At 39.1% G+C, this 18970-nt stretch carries 15 protein-coding genes; 1 reads left to right on the top strand and 14 read right to left on the bottom strand.

Annotated elements, in window-relative coordinates:
• Positions 1–76 precede the first annotated feature (76 nt).
• The 7 genes from OC457_RS17810 to OC457_RS17780 form a co-directional block, all read right to left on the bottom strand.
• Positions 77–664: a DJ-1/PfpI family protein gene (locus OC457_RS17810; RefSeq protein ID WP_080175590.1), complete on the bottom strand. Its 588-nt coding sequence runs from the start codon at positions 662–664 to the stop codon at positions 77–79.
• 9 nt (positions 665–673) lie between these two features.
• On the bottom strand, positions 674–1318 hold the full coding sequence (locus OC457_RS17805; RefSeq protein ID WP_080175558.1) for a bifunctional 4-hydroxy-2-oxoglutarate aldolase/2-dehydro-3-deoxy-phosphogluconate aldolase: 645 nt from the start codon (positions 1316–1318) through the stop codon (positions 674–676).
• Complete coding sequence (locus OC457_RS17800) at positions 1305–2285, bottom strand: sugar kinase (RefSeq protein WP_080175557.1); 981 nt, start codon at positions 2283–2285, stop codon at positions 1305–1307. Before OC457_RS17800 ends, OC457_RS17805 begins: the two co-directional genes overlap by 14 nt.
• Before the next feature lie 191 nt (positions 2286–2476).
• On the bottom strand, positions 2477–3331 hold the full coding sequence (locus OC457_RS17795; protein WP_080175556.1) for a tagatose bisphosphate family class II aldolase: 855 nt from the start codon (positions 3329–3331) through the stop codon (positions 2477–2479).
• A 116-nt stretch (positions 3332–3447) separates the two neighbouring features.
• On the bottom strand, positions 3448–5007 hold the full coding sequence (locus OC457_RS17790) for a DUF2264 domain-containing protein (protein WP_080175555.1): 1560 nt from the start codon (positions 5005–5007) through the stop codon (positions 3448–3450).
• Positions 5008–5093: 86 nt separating this feature from the next.
• Complete coding sequence (locus OC457_RS17785) at positions 5094–6713, bottom strand: sulfatase family protein (protein WP_080175554.1); 1620 nt, start codon at positions 6711–6713, stop codon at positions 5094–5096.
• A 70-nt stretch (positions 6714–6783) separates the two neighbouring features.
• Entirely contained in the window at positions 6784–8076 is a 1293-nt protein-coding gene (locus OC457_RS17780; protein WP_159447863.1) for an anaerobic sulfatase maturase, read from the bottom strand.
• A 416-nt stretch (positions 8077–8492) separates the two neighbouring features.
• On the opposite strand from OC457_RS17780, the gene OC457_RS17775 reads away from it, so the two are divergent.
• Positions 8493–11591 (top strand): chondroitinase family polysaccharide lyase, encoded by a 3099-nt coding sequence (locus tag OC457_RS17775; protein ID WP_080175553.1) that lies wholly within the window; start codon positions 8493–8495, stop codon positions 11589–11591.
• 86 nt (positions 11592–11677) lie between these two features.
• Here OC457_RS17775 and OC457_RS17770 read toward each other — a convergent pair whose 3' ends face one another.
• The 7 genes from OC457_RS17770 to rbsK (OC457_RS17740) all read right to left on the bottom strand — a co-directional run bounded on the left by OC457_RS17770 (position 11678) and on the right by rbsK (OC457_RS17740) (position 18941).
• Positions 11678–11974 carry a SemiSWEET transporter gene (locus OC457_RS17770; RefSeq protein WP_080175552.1) on the bottom strand — a complete coding sequence of 99 codons (297 nt, stop codon included), beginning with the start codon at positions 11972–11974 and terminating at the stop codon, positions 11678–11680.
• Positions 11975–12295: 321 nt separating this feature from the next.
• Positions 12296–13225, bottom strand: coding sequence for an alpha/beta hydrolase (locus OC457_RS17765; protein WP_080175551.1), 930 nt, complete (start codon positions 13223–13225; stop codon positions 12296–12298).
• A gap of 193 nt (positions 13226–13418) precedes the next feature.
• Positions 13419–14444, bottom strand: coding sequence for a substrate-binding domain-containing protein (locus OC457_RS17760; protein WP_080175550.1), 1026 nt, complete (start codon positions 14442–14444; stop codon positions 13419–13421).
• Positions 14445–14476: 32 nt separating this feature from the next.
• Positions 14477–15394: a ribokinase gene (rbsK, locus tag OC457_RS17755; RefSeq protein ID WP_080175549.1), complete on the bottom strand. Its 918-nt coding sequence runs from the start codon at positions 15392–15394 to the stop codon at positions 14477–14479.
• A 171-nt stretch (positions 15395–15565) separates the two neighbouring features.
• A complete protein-coding gene (locus tag OC457_RS17750; protein ID WP_080175588.1) occupies positions 15566–16582 on the bottom strand; it encodes an aldose 1-epimerase family protein in 1017 nt (338 codons plus the stop codon).
• 53 nt (positions 16583–16635) lie between these two features.
• A complete protein-coding gene (gene fucP / locus OC457_RS17745; RefSeq protein WP_080175548.1) occupies positions 16636–17958 on the bottom strand; it encodes an L-fucose:H+ symporter permease in 1323 nt (440 codons plus the stop codon).
• A 56-nt stretch (positions 17959–18014) separates the two neighbouring features.
• Positions 18015–18941, bottom strand: a complete 927-nt coding sequence (rbsK, locus tag OC457_RS17740) for a ribokinase (RefSeq protein WP_080175547.1) — start codon at positions 18939–18941, stop codon at positions 18015–18017.
• Positions 18942–18970: the final 29 nt, after the last annotated feature.

Genomic DNA, 18970 nt, shown 5'->3' with positions numbered 1-18970 from the left:
ATTGTTAACAAAAAAGCCTCGCTATATTATTTAATTAGCGAGGCTTTAAATATTCGATCATTCTATAATCAGAACATTATTTATTATATAACGGCCAATGATCAAAATAGATATGGTTTGCTTGCCAATCAACTTTTGAATGATTATCGGCTAATAAATAGTGTGCCACCGTAAATGCAAATTCAAAACTCACGCCTAACCCACGTCCAGTAATAAATTGACCATCAACAACAACTTTTTGTTTAACAAACTCACCATCATCAAATTTTTCAGCCAGTTTATCACCAGTGGTATAAGTGCGACCTTGCAATAGATGATGCGCAGCAAGTACTTTTGCGCCAGATGAGCATAATGCACAAATATATTTATTGGCTTCAATATGACGTTTTAAAAAAGCAATAACATTGGCATTTGCTGATAAATTATCCGTTCCTTGTGGACCACCAGGCATCATAACGGCATCATAATTACAATCAAATTTATCCACTAGCAGGTGATCCGCGCTAATTTTAGTTTCAAAGTAGCTATTAAGTACCGTGGTTTCCATACAAGATAATACATCCACTTTAATATCTAAGCGGCGCATAATATCGATAAAAACCACCGCTTCGCCTTCTTCAAAACCATCAGCGAGCAATACTGCTACGTGTTTTACATTGGCCATCATCAATCCCTATGCCTTCATCTGCGCAATCATTGCACACACTTCACGTACATTACCGGCAATCAGATCCCAATCATGATTGGTAATTGCATTCGTTGGGGCAATCCATGTTCCACCACAAGCAATCACTTGCGGAATCGCTAAATACTCACTCAAATTAAGTGGTGTCACCCCTCCAGTTGGCATTAACTGAACCTGACTATAAGGCCCAACTAATGATTTAAGCATATTCACACCACCGGAAGCTTCTGCTGGAAAAAACTTCAGAGCACTCACGCCTAGCTCTAATGCTTGTTCAACTAAACTGGGGTTATTCACACCAGGGATCATTTTGATATTATTGGCGAGACAATATTTAACCGTGGTTGGATTAAATCCAGGGCTAATAACAAAATCAGCACCAGCAGCAATCGCCGCATTCACTTGCTCAACGGTTAAAACAGTACCTGCACATAACACGATATCAGGATAAGCGGCACGAATTAAACGAATCGATTCCGCGGCAGCTGCTGTACGAAAAGTAATTTCAGCGGCAGGTAAACCATTATCAACTAATATTTTTGCAAGAGGTACAGCATCTGCTGCATGTTCAATTTGAATTACAGGCATGACTCGCAATGCACGCAAACGATCAATCCATTCATTTGTCATCATAATTACTACTCATTAAGTCCGTTAAATATTGGGTACATTGCTCTGGAATAACTGCACCTCGATGTTGAATCACTTGTGCTGCAAGATTATTTCCCCATTGGCAGCAGGCAATCATTGGCATCCCTTTAGCCCATGCAGCTAAATAAGCCGCATTAAAGGAATCACCCGCGGCAGTTGTATCAACAACTGCATCAATCTTGTTACCATCAACATAACCTTGTTGACCCGCTTGTGACCACATAGCCCCTTTGCTACCTAATTTCACCACCACTTGACTAACACCTAAACGGTGCAAACGATCAGCAATAATTTCAGCAGGCGTATTCAATTCACCGCGTAATAAATCTTCATCATCAGCGGTAACTAACGCAATATCAGCTAAGCGATACAATTCTGATAGCCAGGTTTTAGCATGAGTAGCACCATTCCATAACCGTGGTCGATAATTAGAATCAACCGCAATTTTACAACCCGATGCTTTTAACTTTTCAAGGGCCTCAACGAGCTTAATTTTGCCATGTTCAGGTAAGATAGCCAAAGAGATCCCTGAGAGGTAGATCAAATCATAGTCTTTTAGTTGCGCAATAATTTGTGAAAACTGAGGATGCTCACAGATATAACGTGCGGCTGAATCACCACGCCAATAATGAAAACTACGCTCTCCTTGTGGATCTATTTCAATGGCATACATACCGGGTAATTTATCGCGTTCACGTATTACAAAGCGGCAATCAATGCCTTCATGCTGCCATGCATCAACCATAGCATTACTATAATTATCAACGCCTAATGCGGTGATATAGCTAGGGGAACTTTGAGGAAGTAATCGAGAAAGATAAATTGCGGTATTGAGCGTATCACCACCAAAATTTTGTTGCTGAGTTGCAAAAGGCGCGCCACTCAGCTCAATCATGCACTCGCCTAAAATAGCGATATTGCGCTTTATTGCTGACGTTGGAAATGTCATTTTTCCTCACCTATTAACCATTATTCGCTATCAGAAAAAAGGCCATGACGACGAGATGTGAAAATCAATCATGGCCAAAAAACATCATCACTCAAAGTTATAAATGTAATTCCAAATAAAGCTGGTTAGCTTAAGGGGGAAATGGCATTACATTGTGTCATCCCTGGCGAGAGGTTCTAGTCTGTGGCTAATTACGCTTTTCCTTCGCTACCACATACGCGAATTTTATCTTGAATCACTTTCTTCATTGCCGCTTTACCCGGAATAATATAATGACGCGGATCATTCGCTTGAGGGTGCTCAATAAAGTATTGCTTCACAGCATCAGCAAAGGCGATTTTAAGCTCAGTCGCCACATTCACTTTGGTGATACCAAGTTCGATACAACGACGTACATCTTCATCTGGTACGCCTGATGCACCATGAAGCACTAATGGTGTGTCTGTTTTACTGCGAATAATACCTAGACGATCAAAATCTAATCGCGGCTGCTCTTTGTACATACCATGAGCCGTACCAATAGCAATTGCTAATGAATCGATACCCGTTGCATTAATAAATTCAACAGCAGCATCAGGATCGGTATAAAGTGCATCTTTATCTTCAACAATAAGATCGTCTTCTTGACCCCCTAATCGACCTAGCTCAGCTTCAACAGAACAATCCCAACCATGACAAAATTGCACGACTTTACGAGTAAGATCAATATTGCCTTCAAAGCTATGATGAGAGCCATCAATCATCGCTGATTTAATGCCCGCTTCGACTTTAGTACGAATATCACTGAACGACTCATGATGATCCATATGTAACGCAATAGGCGTTTGATAAATATCAGCCGCTTTAAGACAAATACCGACTAAATAATCAGTGCCCGCATAAGAATAAGTTCCAGGCGTGCCAGCAAGAATAACGGGAGAACGCATCTCTGCCGCTGTTTCAAGTACAACTTGAATTGTCTCAAGATTATGAATATTAAAAGCAGGAACGGCATAACCACCTAGCTGCGCTTTCAACAGCATTTCACGCGAAGAAACCAAAAACATAAAAACCCCAAACCTTCCGTTAACTTTCGATTTAGATAATATTCGAAAACAAAAACAAATAAAAAGATCTGAATCACATAAACACTTTCAAATCGAAAATAAATGACAAAATGAAATCAAAAGAAATGTGACATCTTGGATGAATAACAGGTAATACCTTTACGCAATAAGTTATTCTTCGGTCTTTCTGCCCGTCCGAGGATCGTTTCTAACCAATAATGACGTAAAGATTGAGACTCTAAACGTCGAGATAATGGACTTTGCTCGGTGATATAATCATTTTTAAATATCACCACCACCTCTTTCGTTTCGAAAATGCCAATGGCTTGCGCATTTATCGCTGTAAGTTCAACATTAAAATCCCCTTGCTCAATAGGTAATGGTTGGGGCTCTGCTTGCCATAGACCACATCGATCACCACAAAATAACGCGATATTCAAGGCTCGCAATGACCAAAAGCTGCTAGCAGGACCACTGTAGTTATCAACTAAACGCGTATCGTCATCAAACAACCCTTGCGTTGGTGCGCCATGTTGCATCGCACCATGACTAATAAAATATTCCAAACTAGTAGCAAATGCCCGTTGAGCCTCACCTGCAGTAATAGCTTCACTGTGTTGATCAACAGCCATTATCAAAGGAGCTGCTGCGGCAAGACGATAACAAGCACTACGGCCAAAGAAAGGCAGGCCTTCTGCAGTAAATAAATAGCGATATTGACGAACAAAATCAGTGAGTGTTTGGCGAATAAATTCGCTATCAAAACTTGAATCTATTTGATCGAGCCAATAGAGTGAGTAATGAAATCCCCATGCATTATAATAATCATAATTGCCTTTCGCACCATCACGGAACCAGCCATCACCAACATGAAACTCTTTAATTCGTTGGTATTTATCTTGTGCGATTGTGTCCTCACCCGTTAATGCTTTAATGACAAACTGCACCGTCAAAGGAAAGAGATGCCAATTATTATCAACCGTTTGGCAGTGGTTAACTTGCTTAAACCAAGTGATAATTTGGGTTTGTTCTACTGCCGTCATTTGTTGCCACACATGGTCACGACTCAACCATAGCGCCAATGCTAAATCGGCACTTTCACAAATACGTTGGTCATAATCATGCAATTGACCCCAGTACCCTCCATGTTGAGGATCCGTTCCAGCTAAGAAAGCATTACGTAACATTGTGACAAAGTCTAAGGGCTGACCATTAAGCGCTTCTAATGGCTGTGAACCATGCTGGCTTATCCATGCAGCTAATGTGGGCAATACTCGACTAGAACCTTCCATCGCATCTGTACGTGCACTTTGCTGACTAGGACGCCCTGGATAATAAGCATGGCTATAGTCCCAGACCGCGTAATGTTCAAACGCTTCCGCCACATAACGCACCAAATATTGGCATTTATTCTCAAGACTTAATGCGTTATTAGTAAAACATGCAGCCACTGCTGCATCATTATTTGAATACGTCGCGGCTTTCATTTTTAAACGTACCAGTCGTTGTTTAAATAGCGTTAAGTACATAGCTGGAGTTGGATGTTCATAAGGAATAGTCGGACGTTCAGTTGCTTGAATGGGTTTCGCTATATAAGATGGTGGTTGTACTGTCTCAAGAGGGGTCTTTAACGCCGACTCAGAAAGTGAAACAGTCGCTTGAATATCATTTATCATTTATTATCCTCCATGAACAATAACGCACCACAACCGTGTTGATATAATGTCAACATAATTGCAGTGCGATAGTGGTTGACTCGTGATTAACCTTTTGCTGATTCCGTTAGCACTTGGTAACGATCTTGTCCCCATGCTACTGGTTTTGGCTTATCTTTGATCCACTCATAAAAAGCTTGTTTCATTTGCTTTACTTTTTGTGGATATTGCTGAGCAAGATCTTTTGATTCACTAGGATCAAGCTTGTCATTGAATAATTTCACTTTGTTAGTGCCATCATCATAGAAATACAGTGCCCAATCTTGATCTCGAATTGCCCATGAACCTTTAGATAGTTTTTCTAAATTTGGGTTCTTAGGAATATCATTAGATTCATACGTGATCCATTTCCAGTAGCCATGCCAAAATGCATCATTTTCTTCACTGTAATGCTTCGCGCCAGGACCTGCCCAGTAAATATATTGGTGTGGTGATTGTTGAGTTTTACCTTCAAGGACCGGCAAAATATTTTTACCGTCAACCTTCATCTCTTCTGGAATAGCAATCCCAGCAGCACTTAACGCAGTAGGTAAAATATCTAATGCTGAAATCAAGGTGTTATTGGTGCCACCAGCGGGAATATGTTGTGGCCAATAAGCTACAAACGGCACTCGTACGCCACCGTTATACATTTGACCTTTATAGCCACGATCCATACCATTCATTGGCATTGGGGATTCATGCACTGCACCATTATCAGATAAGAAGAAAATCAGCGTATTATCTAATTCACCTTTTTTCTTCAGCAATTCGACAATTTTTCCAAGCCCTTCATCAGCCGCATTGATCGCTGCAAAATATTTATCCGCTTCCACATTACCGGTATTAAAACGCTCCATGTATTTCGCAGGTGACGCTTCTTCTAATGGAATATGCGGTACGCTAAAGGCAAGATTGATAAAGAAAGGCTTATCGCCACTTTGCTCTATAAACTGCAATGCTTCATTGGTTAAGTTATGGGTTAAATAACCCGGTGCTGGAATATTTTTACCATTTTGATAAATCGCAGGTGAATTCCACAATGCAGCACCAGAGGCATAAAAACTATAAGAATAATCAAAACCGCGATTCTCTGGTGAGTATTCTTTTGGCGTTACTGGAATTTGATTATCGTGATAGTCACGGGTTTTATTATTATCAGCAACAGCATTTTTACTGCTTATTTTAGCATTATGCCATTTACCAATATTGGCAGTATTGTAGCCATTTTCTTGAAATAGAGCAGGAAGCAATTTGATATCTAATGGTACACCTTGAAGCGCATCATCATTACTGTAAGTACCAAAACTGGTTGGGTAACGACCGGTAAAAATACCCGCACGAGAAGGACCACAAACAGGGTGAGCCACAAAAGCATTGGTCATTTTCACGCCTTGCTGCGCTAAACTCGCCACCGTTGGCATCGCACGTTTAGCAGCGTCAACCATTTTATCAAAATCACCTTGGTAGCGAACAGGCACTGGCCGCTCTGCTAAGGTTTTTTTATTCAAACTGTCTAATGCAAAATCTAATTGACCTGTCCCCAGATCATCCATAACCACTAATAATACATTGGGTTGTTTGGCTGTGGCTGTTGTTGGGGCTGCATTTGCTACAGCAGAAGAGGCCATGCAAGCAGCGGCCACAAAACTTGCAATTACCGTCTTCTTCGTCGAGGACAGATTCATTGTATACTCCTTGTAATATACTGCTGTAACACACAGCAATACGTCTTAAAATTCAATTTAATAATTACTATTAGGCTGAGCGTAATTGCGCTAAATAAGGCAATGCATCTATTGCGGTTCCACCTTGTTGAATCGCCTGACTCATCATGTGCATTGCTGGGGCGGTATGGCGAAAGATCTGCTGATAAGAACCACACAGATAATTTTGTTTATGCTTTTCACCCGCGACACTGACTAAGCGGTGTTTTGGACAACCGCCATAACACAAACCGTGGACCTCACATTGCTGACATTGTTGAGTGAGCTTTTGTGATTTAGCACTCCCAAACCGCTGCTGCTGTTTACTGGTGGCTAACTTAACCAGCTCGGTAGTAGCAATGTTGCCAAGTTTATTGGCGGGATAAACATAATGATCACACGAGTAAATATCACCATTGGCTTCAATCACCATCGCTTGACCACATTCTTTTGACTGCACACAGACAGAGGCGGGATAACCAAGCCACGTCGCTAAAATACTGTCAAACATACGTACAAACACCGTACCCACATCGTGTTGTAACCATTCATCAAACACCTCAGTCATAAACTGACCATAGCCATCAGCAGGCACAGAAAAATGGGTTAATGGAGCATCTTTTTGTGGTGAATAATGGCCGCTGCTATTATTGGCTTGATACTGTGGTTGAACTTCAACGATAGGAATAAACTGTAAGTGGCAGGCACCTAATGAGGTTAAGAAGCGGTATGTTTCACGACCTTTATTCCAGTTTTGATCATTGATAACCGTCAGAATATTAAATTCAACCTGATACTCTAAAAGTAATTCAATTGCTTTTTTAACCCGCTCAAAAGTAGGTTTACCGTTGACAGATATACGATATTTATCATGAACTTCTGGCGTACCATCAACAGAAACCCCAATCAGAAACTTATGTTCGGCAAAAAATTGCGCCCACTGGCGATTAATCGCAACCGCATTGGTTTGAAAGCTATTGGTAATATTCTTACCAGCGCCATATTGTGCTTGGTATTTAACCACGTTACGGTAAAAATCCAGTCCAGCGAGCGTGGGTTCACCACCCTGCCATGAAAAGTCGATATCAGTACTATTTTGACTCGCAATATAATGGCGAACATACCGTTTTAGCGTCGCATCTGACATTTGATCACAACTTGCAACTGTCGCACTAGGAATCATATGACTAGCAGCAGAGCCACAATGGTTATCATTGGCATGACCAACAACAGTTTCTTTTTCTAAATAGAAACAATAATCACATTTTAAATTACAACGATAACTGGTTGGCTTAGCCATCATATGAAAACGTGCTTGTTGAGAATGGAATGAAGACAATGCCATAGTGAACCTTTTAAAATGCTTTCGAAATACTGATAACTCATCATACGAAAGAAAACGAAAGATTAAAGTGGCAAAGATCACAAACGAATAAAAATGAAAGATAACGTAAGTGTTTTTATCTTATGAAATAGGAAGTGAAACAAAAAAGCCGCCACTAAATAGAGAAGAACAACTATTTAATGAACGAAAGCTATTTTTAACTACATATTTGTCCTATCTGATAGGTAAATATTCACAAAACCAAAACAAAAGCATTTGAAAGAAAAATTACCTTAAAAAGGTGATATTCATTCATAAATGAAAAATCAAAAGAATTTGAAAGAAAATTTGATTATAGAAAATGATAGGGATCAATTTTATGCTACGCCTATTTAATTACGCTGGCGTACGAATTATAACCATCAGGAACCTTATGAATGAATATCTTTTCTTTTTCTAATAACAAAAAACAACTAATCGCCCTGAGTATTATATTGGCGTTGTCTGGCTGTAATCATGAAAATATAAATTCGACTCATGATAGCCTTAATGGTAAGGGCGCTCAGCTCGAACCTGGAGGGTATATGTACTTCTTTGAGAACGAAGTGCCCGCTGCAATTACAACAAATGCAACTCAACCATTAACAATTTCTAATCTTCATTTTAAAGATGGTAAACACGCATTAAAATGGCAGTATTCTTCAGGCAGTAACCTTACCTTTCATCAAAATATTGGTTATTCCCCAGAAAAAGAAAATGATATAAATCCACAAACGTTTATGGCATGGATATATAACGAAACACCATCAGATAAGACACTAAAATTTAAATTTGGTAATAAAAATGACACTAACGTTTATTTTGAATATGGCTTAAATTTTGATGGTTGGCGTGGAATTGCCGTTCCTTTCCGTGATATGAAGGGAGCAGCAACAGCAAGTATGGATCGATTACAAATATTAGCCCCAGATCATAATGGCACACTGTATTTAGACCAAATAATGGTTTCAGTACCCGTTGATAATCGTTGGCCAACAGCGGATATACAACAGCCTTATGTTAATTCAGGGGTAGTTAATATGGCGAGTAAAAACTGGACCGCCTTATTAATGTATGACCAAATGCTAAAACACCACCAGCCTACCTTTACCTATAATGTACAATTTGATGACACTACAGGTGATACTGCTAATTTATATCGACAATTTGATCATCACTTAAATATCCAAGCTAACAATTCTATATCTCAAACAAAAATTGATGATAATCTTGCTAAATACTCACCTTTTTTAATCAGCAAAAACCAAGATGGTAGCTGGCAAGGAAAACCATTAGATCACCCTAAACGCCAAAATTTCTTAAAAACAGGAATTGTTAGCAGCACGACATTATCTCCCTTAACAGATACAGCAAATATCCGCGATTTAGGTAAGGTGATGTTGGAAACTGCGAAATTTTTACGTACAAATTCACTTTCAGAGGCGAATCGTCAACAACTTGAAGATCAATTTATACAAGCACTACAGTATGCTTTAGATCAAGGATGGCAAGGTGGCTCTGGACAGCAAATAATCACCCATGTAGGTTATCAAACGAAGGAATTTTTTGATGCCTTATTTATTAGCCGTCATTTATTAGCTAAGCATCAATTATTGCAACCAGCACAACAAGCAATGATGTGGTTTAATGCTAGTGGCCGTATTTATGAAAAAGATAAAGAGATCATTGCCTCTAATGTAGACATACTCAATACACAACTTCAGTGGATGATAAAAAGCTTTTTATTACTGCCAGATCAAAATGAACGTCACCTCATGCTAGAGCAGCTTCAGCAATGGTTAAGTAAAACACTATTGGCTTCAGATGGCTTAGGTGGCGGTTTTAAATCAGATGGCAGCATTTTCCATCATTCACAACATTATCCAGCATATGGTAAGGATGCTTTTGGGGGATTAGCTGCCGCTATTTATGGTTTAAGTGCCAGCCCTTATCAAATAACAACCGCAGCCCATCAACGTATTAAAGACGCACTCTTAAAGATGCGTATTTATACTAAAAATAGTTATATTCCAATCGTATTAAGTGGACGTCACCCTGATGGCAAACAAAAAATCACCTCAATTCCTTTTAAATGGTTAGCATTAGCAGGATCGCCAGATAAAACTCAACCAATTGATAAAGAGTTAGCAGCTGCGTATGCCAATCTCATTAATAAGCCGTCATTTGAAGGGATTAAGGCCGAGGCTGAACCTACAGGAGCATGGGCTATGAACTATGCATCAATGGCAGTAATGCGAGGGAAAAACACCAAGACACCTCAAAACTCTTGGTTACTGACAGCGCGTGGTTTTAGCCGCTACCTCGTTGGTAATGAAACCTATGCAGCCAACAATTTATATGGCCGTTATCTGCAATATGGTCAACTGGAAATCACACCATCAAATATTAAGAAGCGAGCATTTAGTCATAATGGCTGGAATTGGAATCGTTATCCAGGAACAACAACCGTACAGTTAGATAATACTGAACTACAAGCCAGTCTGACGCAACTGCCAGGGGCTGGAATTGAAGAAATGTTATTATCAACACAAACTTATTCTGGTGCCAATCGCTTCAATGATCATGCGACGATGTTTGCAGTTAAGTTACAAGGTCATAAGAAATATAATCAACAAAATTTTAGCGCCAATAAATCATACTTTATGTTTGATAATACGGTAATTGCGTTAGGTTCTAATATTAACCATGATGATATTAACAATCCTGTTCAAACAACCTTATTCCAACATAATATTAGCGATTTATCCCCCGTTGAAATTAACGGTTCAACCATTAATCAATTAGAAGCCACTCAAACATTTGATGGTGATATTACCTTACTAGATCCCGCAGGTAACCGTTACTATATATCGACAACAGCAGCACAACCGCTATTATTTAGCTACAATAAACAAATATCTAATGATGAAGATGACGGTAAAGAAACTCAAGGTCAATTTACAACTGCAGTCATTAATCACGGTATAACACCGATAAATCAAGGCTATGAATACGCAATAGTAATTGAAACAGAAACAAAAGATAAGCCACAATATCGTGTGATTCAAAAAGATAACGCTGTACATGCGGTTGAAAGTATCAATGGTATTGAAGCTTATGCCTTCTTTGAGCCTGCAACAATTAAAACAGCAAAACACCTCTTATCGGCCGCCACAGCATCACAAATTATGTTACAAGAATATTCAAATGGGCATCGACTAAACCTCAGTGTCGTTAATCCTGATTTAGCGCTGTATAAAGGCCAAGACCCTGAACAAATAGATGCTAATGGGGAGCAAATTGAAGTTAGTATTTATGATCGAGATTGGCGCTATAGTCTTTCACAGCCCGTTATAACAAAATTCACATTGAAGGATAAATGGCAATTAGCGACGTCAAATAACGCCGTAAACATCACATATAATGGCGATAATACTGAAATTACCACTACAACAATCGATGCTATACCATTACTCTTTAACCTATCAAAAATATAATTGTCATACGCTAATTTAAATAAAACTAAGCCCTAATAAGATCTGAACAGAGCTTTCTAGGGCTTTTTTCCTTCCATAATACTAAGTTAAAACGTACCGCCAGTATGCCAAAAGATACCAATCACCATTGCCATGTCCATTAGGAATCCCAAACTGTTACCAACCCAAATAGGGGGATTTTTATGAACAAAACCATATACAGCCCATAATGCTGCTAATAAAGCATAGAGCACCCAAGTAGTAAGAGATAATCCTAAAGCATGTTCACTGTGAGAAAAAAATAATTTATATAATTGTGGCAACGTTGCTAATGGGCCAATGACTCCCATTAATAACATGAAAGGTTCAAATGCGCTTGCCAAATGCTTAAAACGGGTTGTCATCTATAATCCTTATACTTTGTTAATACCCTAATAATATTCAAAAAATATATTGAAAAAAACAAATCATTACCAAACAATAACAAATACCGCTAAATGTTCACAATATACACTTTTTCATATCAACAACCATTGACTTACTACTCAATCACACTATTCTGGATCAAGAAAAAATGATGAAATGTATACAAACAATGGAAGGTGTTAAATGGATTTACTACGCGGTTTATATTTATTACTAGAATCAATATTTGAATAATGAAGCTACTATTTACCAACCATTAAGCCGTAAGTGCATCATTTAGTTCATTTACTTACGGCTTTTTATTTTGTGTCATCTGCTTTTAAAAACGCCCCAATCACAGCGTACAATTGCTGACAATGCAGCGGTACTACATTCTCTAGATTTAAAAACGCATGTACCATATCAGGTACATGGTAATGCTGCGCACTAATGCCTTGCTGACATAATTTATGATAATAGGTGATACCTTCATCCCTCAAAGGACAAAACTCAGTCGTAATCACTAACGTCGATGGAAATCCACTCCATATTGGTAACCATAATGGTGAAGCCATAGATCGATCTTGATGATTCTGAAAATACTGCTCAAAATACCATTGCACTTTATTTCTTTGAAGAAAATAACCATTACCGTTTATTACCACGGAGGGTAACGATAATGTGTAATCAAGACTAGGATAAATAAGCACCTGTTTATTAATATGTATCTTATCATCCTCAATAGCACACACGGTGGCGGCCAATGCCCCCCCCGCAGAATCACCACCAATCGCTAGGTACGGAATATAATTAACCGCCATCTTATTAAGCCGTGAAAAAAGATGTTGTAAGCATAAACGCACATCATTAATCGCTGCGGGATAGGGATATTCAGGAGCTAGCCGATAATCAATCGCAACAATAATATACTGGCAGGCTAACGCCAACTTACGGCAGATAGGATCATAAACCTCAAGATTGCCTGCAACATGCCCTCCACCATGTAAATACACCAATACGGGTAAGGCTGTTTGTGGCTGAGGATGATAAATACGAATAGCGACATTTTCGATAATATCATCAGTGATCATTTCAATATGCGGTATATCAGTAATGAATGTTCGAGTTATGGTTGCTAATCCCGCTCGTACACTGGCGGTATTAAATTCACTATCAGCAGCTATTGAAGCTGTTAATTCATGGTTAAATTGCTGTAACCAGATGGCCAGTGAATCATCTACTTTACGCATAATTTATCTCGTCTATCTCCAAATATTATTTATTGCGTTCGCCGTTAAAAATCGCAAAACGATCAGCAAAAAAATAATAGCCAAATATGATCTATGGAGATAACATCATACTATATAAGATAAAAAAAAGATGATAAGCGGGGAAACTTATCATCTAAAACTTATTATTTAACTCATTCTTAGCTTAATAAAATTAAAGCGCATCATGATTATAATTTATAATTTTCACACTACTGCGAGTCACTAAGGTTGGTTCAATTTGAATCACTTGTGTCGCACTTGCTTGGTGATCTAAACGGGTTAATAAGGTTTCAACCGCAGCCTGACCTAAGTGATACTTTGGCTGATGAATCGTCGTCAATGCTGGTGACATAAATTTAGCGATATGAATATCATCATAACCAATCACCGATAAATCATCAGGAACACGAATACCGCACTCATTCGCTGCATTCATTACCCCCAATGCCATCATGTCATTAGACACAAAAATAGCACTAGGTAACGTGCCATGCTGCTTCATTTTCATAAAAGCATCATAGCCACCTTCACATTCAAAATCGGATTCAATGATCCAATTAGCATCAAAAGGTAAACCTGCCTCATTCATTGCACGTTTATAACCTTCATAACGCATTTGAGCTTGATGTCGAAGCAATGGCCCAGTTATACAACCAATATCTACATGACCCGCTTCAATCAAATATTGGGTCGCCATATAGCCTCCCCGCAAAGAATTATCTTGAATCTTATCGCTGGTAAATAATATTGGCCCCCAATCCATAACGACAACAGGAATATCAGGATATTGCTCAAATACCTCAATACGCTCACCTTCTAATGATGAACACATTAAGATCAAACCATCAACCCGCTTTTGCAATAAGGTATTGATCGATTCGCGCATGCGTTGGTGATCACCTTCGGTATTACACAAAATAAGGCTATACCCATTTTGATAACAACTACGCTCAACACCTTTAACGACTTCACCAAAAAATGGATTAGTTGATGTTGTCACCAACATGCCAAATGTTTTAGTGCGATTAACTTTAAAACTACGCGCCAACACTGATGGCCCGTTATAATGCAGTTCTTTTGCCGCGTTATTAACCCGCTCTGATATTTCATCACTAACAAAGCGAGTTTTATTAATAACATGACTCACCGTGGATGTAGAAACCCCAGCTAATTTTGCGATATCTTTCATCGTAGCCATGTTATTGATCCTTGGTGAGTAATTACGTCTACTTATTGCTGGGCGAGAAAATCTTCAACCTCTTTACGGGTTGGAATTGATGTTTGAGCACCAAAACGAGTCACGGAAATAGCCGCCGCTGCATGAGCAAATTTGATTGCTGATTCTAAAGCTAAACCATCTAACAAACCAGTCACGAATGCACCGTTAAACGTATCACCTGCCGCCGTAGTATCAGTTACTTCAACGTTAAAGCCTGCAATAATGTCTCCACACCCATCCTGACTTAGCCATACACCTTTAGCGCCAAGGGTGATCATTACCGTTTTAATTCCCTTTGCGTGCAGAATATTCGCCGCTTGTTGCGCACTTTCAGCATCAGTAACCGTCACTCCAGTCAGCACTTCAGCTTCAGTTTCATTGGGCGTGATCATATCGACACATGCTAATAATTCATCAGACAACGCTCGAGCTGGGGCCGGATTTAAGATCACAATGGTATTTGCGTCCTTGGCAACTTGCGCCGCTTTTTCAATACCACATAACGGCGTTTCTAATTGCATTAATAAATAATCAGCATCACGAATACGATCTAAATCAGCATCAATCGCAGCAGCTGTTAACTTTGCGTTCGCTTCCGCAGAAAGACAAATACTGTTCTCGCCACTGTCTGATACTTGAATCATTGCAATACCCGTTGGACAATTCGGCTCCATTTTTACGGCAGTAATATCAATGCCATCCATACGGAAGTTTTCACGAATATTAATTCCAAATGAATCATCTCCTACACAAGCGATAAAGCCGATATCTGCATGTAAACGCGCAGCAGCCACCGCTTGGTTAGCGCCTTTTCCCCCAGGAATAACTTGATAATGACGACCATGAAGCGTCTCGCCTGGACGTGGGAAAGAAGGGACTTGCAGAACATGGTCAGCGTTAACACTACCTAATACCACTAACTTATTCATAGGATTTTCCTCGGCTCTTCGTGAGCCTTTCTAGTAGAACATAACAAAAATGGATGATTTTAATTTTTAGTTAATTAATCACTGAAATAAAAAATCAAAAGCATCCATTTTACTCTCTCCAGTTATGGTTAAAACATAATCAGGAGAGAGTAACTACTCATTAATAACGATTTAGAACGATTGGCAAATACCCGTACGTACACTAAAAGATCGCTCTTCATTTGGTTGAAGATAAATCAAACTTCCACGCTCTTTAGCAGCTAAGAAACCTTCAGGTCGACACGTTGCAGGTAATGCAAATGCGGCAACTTGTTGATCACCACTGCATAATAGCCATCGCGTTGCACAATTAAATTCATGGGTATCAAATTCAGTCTGCAAATATTTATCAGCACTGATCTGCATTTTAAATATGGCTTTATCGACATAACGTGCAATATCATCCATGCAATACACAACTTCAGGATCATGCATTTCAGGTTGATCTAAGATCGCAATCGGTGCTGATGTTTTCAAGCCTTCGTTATATGCCAACCACTGCGGTGTCGGTTGTACATGTGCAGGTACACTTTCGCGTAGCATTAAGGCACTGTCTGGAATGTTCTGCGTCATTACTGCATTTTCAACATATGTGGCGTTGATATGACACATATACTGCAACGGCATATTCACCGTGGCAAGATTTTTCACCGTCATGTTGATATCAAATTGGCTGGCATCTTTATTCAACTGTACTGAAGGGGTCGCTAAATAATGATCACCAAACCCCATTACATATTCATAAGAGCCTTTGATAACAACACTGTCATTATCGATTTCTAACCATGCTGCATCCATTGTTGCACAAGGCATTTCACCATGTAATACATGATCATCTTGGGGTGATGGACAACCCATACGAATCATGCCTGCATGAAAAGCAAAACACCCATAAGTTTCAACCACTGTTTTGGCAAATTTTGGTTCAGAGAACATATTTTTCATGCACAAATCAGTATTTAAAAATTGAGCATCCCAAATCATCTGTCCCATAAATGGCAATACCACTAAATGCCCTTTGGCGTTTTTAATTTCAAGCGCATGCACACCTGAATGATATCGAAAGCTATGGATCTCAAAATGTTCAGACTGAGCGATTAACGTTCTTTGTTTGGTGAAATTTTCTTTATATAACGGTAGAGTAAACATATTTAATTCCTCGCAAAATTGACCACCCATATTTGAGTGGTCATAATCGAACATTACGCTTTAGCTGCCACAAAATTGAATCTTTGCTTATATTTCTTTTCATTCATGAAGTAGACAAATACCACCGCGAAACACAATGCGCTCACAATAAATGACGACTGTAAGCCAATATTATCGGCAAGTAGACCTTGAATAACAGGAATAGCCGCACCGCCAATAATAGACATCACCACAAAACCACCAGCCGTTTCTGTATAACGTGTATCAACAGATTGTAAGGTAGAAGCAAAAATCGTAGCCCAACAAGGTGCAAACAAGGCTGATGTACCTACCGCAACCCAAACAGCACTGAAGTTAGGAATAAAGGTGACATACATCAAGCAAAGAAAACCGATTGATGAGTAGCCCATTAATACATTTTCTTGTGAGGTTTTAGTGAATAAGTAGTTCGCTAATAGCTTACCTAAGAAGTACATAATGAAGGCATACAATAAGTAGTTCGCCGCATCATGCTCAACCATATTATGATCTAACTCTAACGCTAAACGAATGGTGAATGACCATACAGCTACTTGCATACCAACATAAGCAAACTGAGTCGCAATACCTTTAAAGAAACGTTTATTGCCCATTAAGTAAGATAGCGTCTCACCAAACGATGGTTGACTGTCCTTGCTATCTGATGCTGCTTTACAATTAGGGTATTCAGTTACCGCAATTAAAATAGCGATCGTTGCTATCACGCCAACTAGCCATTTGTACGGTTCTAGTGTTTGTTGTAATACTTGCTCTTTAAACGCATCAAGCTCAGGACCTGTTAGGGTCGCCATCATATGGCCAACATCAACACCTTCTTGAAAAATCAGATGCTTACCAAGTAACAAACCAATAATGTAACCCATTGCATTAATTGTATGAGAAACGTTTAAACGCAATGTCGCACGCTCTGGCTCACCAATCATTGCCGAATAGGTATTACATGATGTTTCAAGGAACGATAGTCCAATCGCAATACAGAAAATTGCGGCTAAGAACATGGTATATGTACCGGCATGAGATGCAGGAAAGAACATCAAGCAACCAAAAATATACAGTGCAAGGCCTAATAAAATTGCTAATTTATAAGAGGTCTTTTTCACAACCATCGAAGCGGGAATAGCCACTAAAAAGTAAGCGCCATAAAACGCTGACTGTACAAGTGCTGAAGCAAAATTAGAGAGATCAAAAATTGATTTAAACTGAGTTATCAATACATCATTCAGTGCTGCTGCTGCTGACCAAAGTGCAAATACTGATGATAATAATAAAAATTGGAATATCGGGGTTCTATTTAAATAACCATCGGCATGTTGAATTGTATTATTCTTAATAAACATAATTTATCTTCCATAAAATAATCGTTCTAATCAAAGAGCATGATTTTTCTTGGTTTTTAAAGTTCGTTTGCTTGATAAGTATTAAATTTTTCAAGCGAAGGATATGATGATTGCGTCCCTTTCTCTGTCACTGAAAGTCCTGCAAAAATAGATGCTTTTTCCAGTGCTAATGTCACATCCCCTGTTTGAGTAAAGAAATGTGAAAAACAACCGATAAACGCGTCCCCTGCACCGGAGGTATCCACCGCATTCACTTTAATGGGATCTGCGAGATGCTCGCCAGTCTTAGATATCCACAGTGAACCGCGCGATCCCATCGTCACAATTAAATTCTTTAAACCATGTTCAAATAACATATTCGCAGCTTGATTGATCTCTTCAATCGTTGAAACAGGTTTACCTGTTAATATTTCAAGTTCAGTTTCGTTCGGTACAAAAAAATCACATTTACAAACATATTCCAGAGATAGTTCAGGTATAGCCGGCGCGGGATTAAGTAAAACAGTAATATTGTGTTTTTTAGCAAAATCAATCGCGTAATAAACGGTTTCTAAAGGCACTTCTAGCTGCAATACAATCATATCGACTGTTTTTAATTCCGCCTCTGCGCTATCGATATCTGCCGGAGTAAGGTAATTATTTGCCCCTTTTACAATTAAAATAGAATTTTGTGACGTGGTTGTATTAACAAAAATAGGCGCAACACCAGTACTGACACCATTCACCTTGGTCACAAATTTTGTATCTATGTGTTGGCTACGATAATTTGCTAAGCTCATCGCTGCAAATTGGTCATCACCCACTTTTGACACCATTAATACTTGTGCGCCCAATTTAGCCGCTGCCACTGCTTGGTTAGCGCCTTTACCACCATTACCAATAGCAAATGCGGTTGCTTCAAGTGTTTCACCACATTTAGCAACACGATCACCATAGGTAATTAAATCTACATTGGTCGAACCAATAACTGCTATCTTTTTCATATCAAATATCTTCTAGTCACGTTAAACAA

The organism is Photobacterium toruni, assembly GCF_024529955.1.
In the GTDB taxonomy this organism is placed as follows: domain Bacteria; phylum Pseudomonadota; class Gammaproteobacteria; order Enterobacterales; family Vibrionaceae; genus Photobacterium; species Photobacterium toruni.
The sequence above is the reverse complement of the archived record's forward strand: the minus strand, read 5'-3'. Positions and strand labels throughout refer to the sequence as shown.

Coding starts and splice junctions, on each gene's coding strand:
- OC457_RS17810 (WP_080175590.1), bottom strand. CDS start 664: ATGGCCAATGTAAAACACGTAGCAGTATTGCTCGCTGATGGTTTTGAA.
- OC457_RS17805 (WP_080175558.1), bottom strand. CDS start 1,318: ATGATGACAAATGAATGGATTGATCGTTTGCGTGCATTGCGAGTCATG.
- OC457_RS17800 (WP_080175557.1), bottom strand. CDS start 2,285: ATGACATTTCCAACGTCAGCAATAAAGCGCAATATCGCTATTTTAGGC.
- OC457_RS17795 (WP_080175556.1), bottom strand. CDS start 3,331: ATGTTTTTGGTTTCTTCGCGTGAAATGCTGTTGAAAGCGCAGCTAGGT.
- OC457_RS17790 (WP_080175555.1), bottom strand. CDS start 5,007: ATGATAAATGATATTCAAGCGACTGTTTCACTTTCTGAGTCGGCGTTA.
- OC457_RS17785 (WP_080175554.1), bottom strand. CDS start 6,713: ATGAATCTGTCCTCGACGAAGAAGACGGTAATTGCAAGTTTTGTGGCC.
- OC457_RS17780 (WP_159447863.1), bottom strand. CDS start 8,076: ATGGCATTGTCTTCATTCCATTCTCAACAAGCACGTTTTCATATGATG.
- OC457_RS17775 (WP_080175553.1), top strand. CDS start 8,493: ATGAATATCTTTTCTTTTTCTAATAACAAAAAACAACTAATCGCCCTG.
- OC457_RS17770 (WP_080175552.1), bottom strand. CDS start 11,974: ATGACAACCCGTTTTAAGCATTTGGCAAGCGCATTTGAACCTTTCATG.
- OC457_RS17765 (WP_080175551.1), bottom strand. CDS start 13,225: ATGCGTAAAGTAGATGATTCACTGGCCATCTGGTTACAGCAATTTAAC.
- OC457_RS17760 (WP_080175550.1), bottom strand. CDS start 14,444: ATGGCTACGATGAAAGATATCGCAAAATTAGCTGGGGTTTCTACATCC.
- rbsK (WP_080175549.1), bottom strand. CDS start 15,394: ATGAATAAGTTAGTGGTATTAGGTAGTGTTAACGCTGACCATGTTCTG.
- OC457_RS17750 (WP_080175588.1), bottom strand. CDS start 16,582: ATGTTTACTCTACCGTTATATAAAGAAAATTTCACCAAACAAAGAACG.
- fucP (WP_080175548.1), bottom strand. CDS start 17,958: ATGTTTATTAAGAATAATACAATTCAACATGCCGATGGTTATTTAAAT.
- rbsK (WP_080175547.1), bottom strand. CDS start 18,941: ATGAAAAAGATAGCAGTTATTGGTTCGACCAATGTAGATTTAATTACC.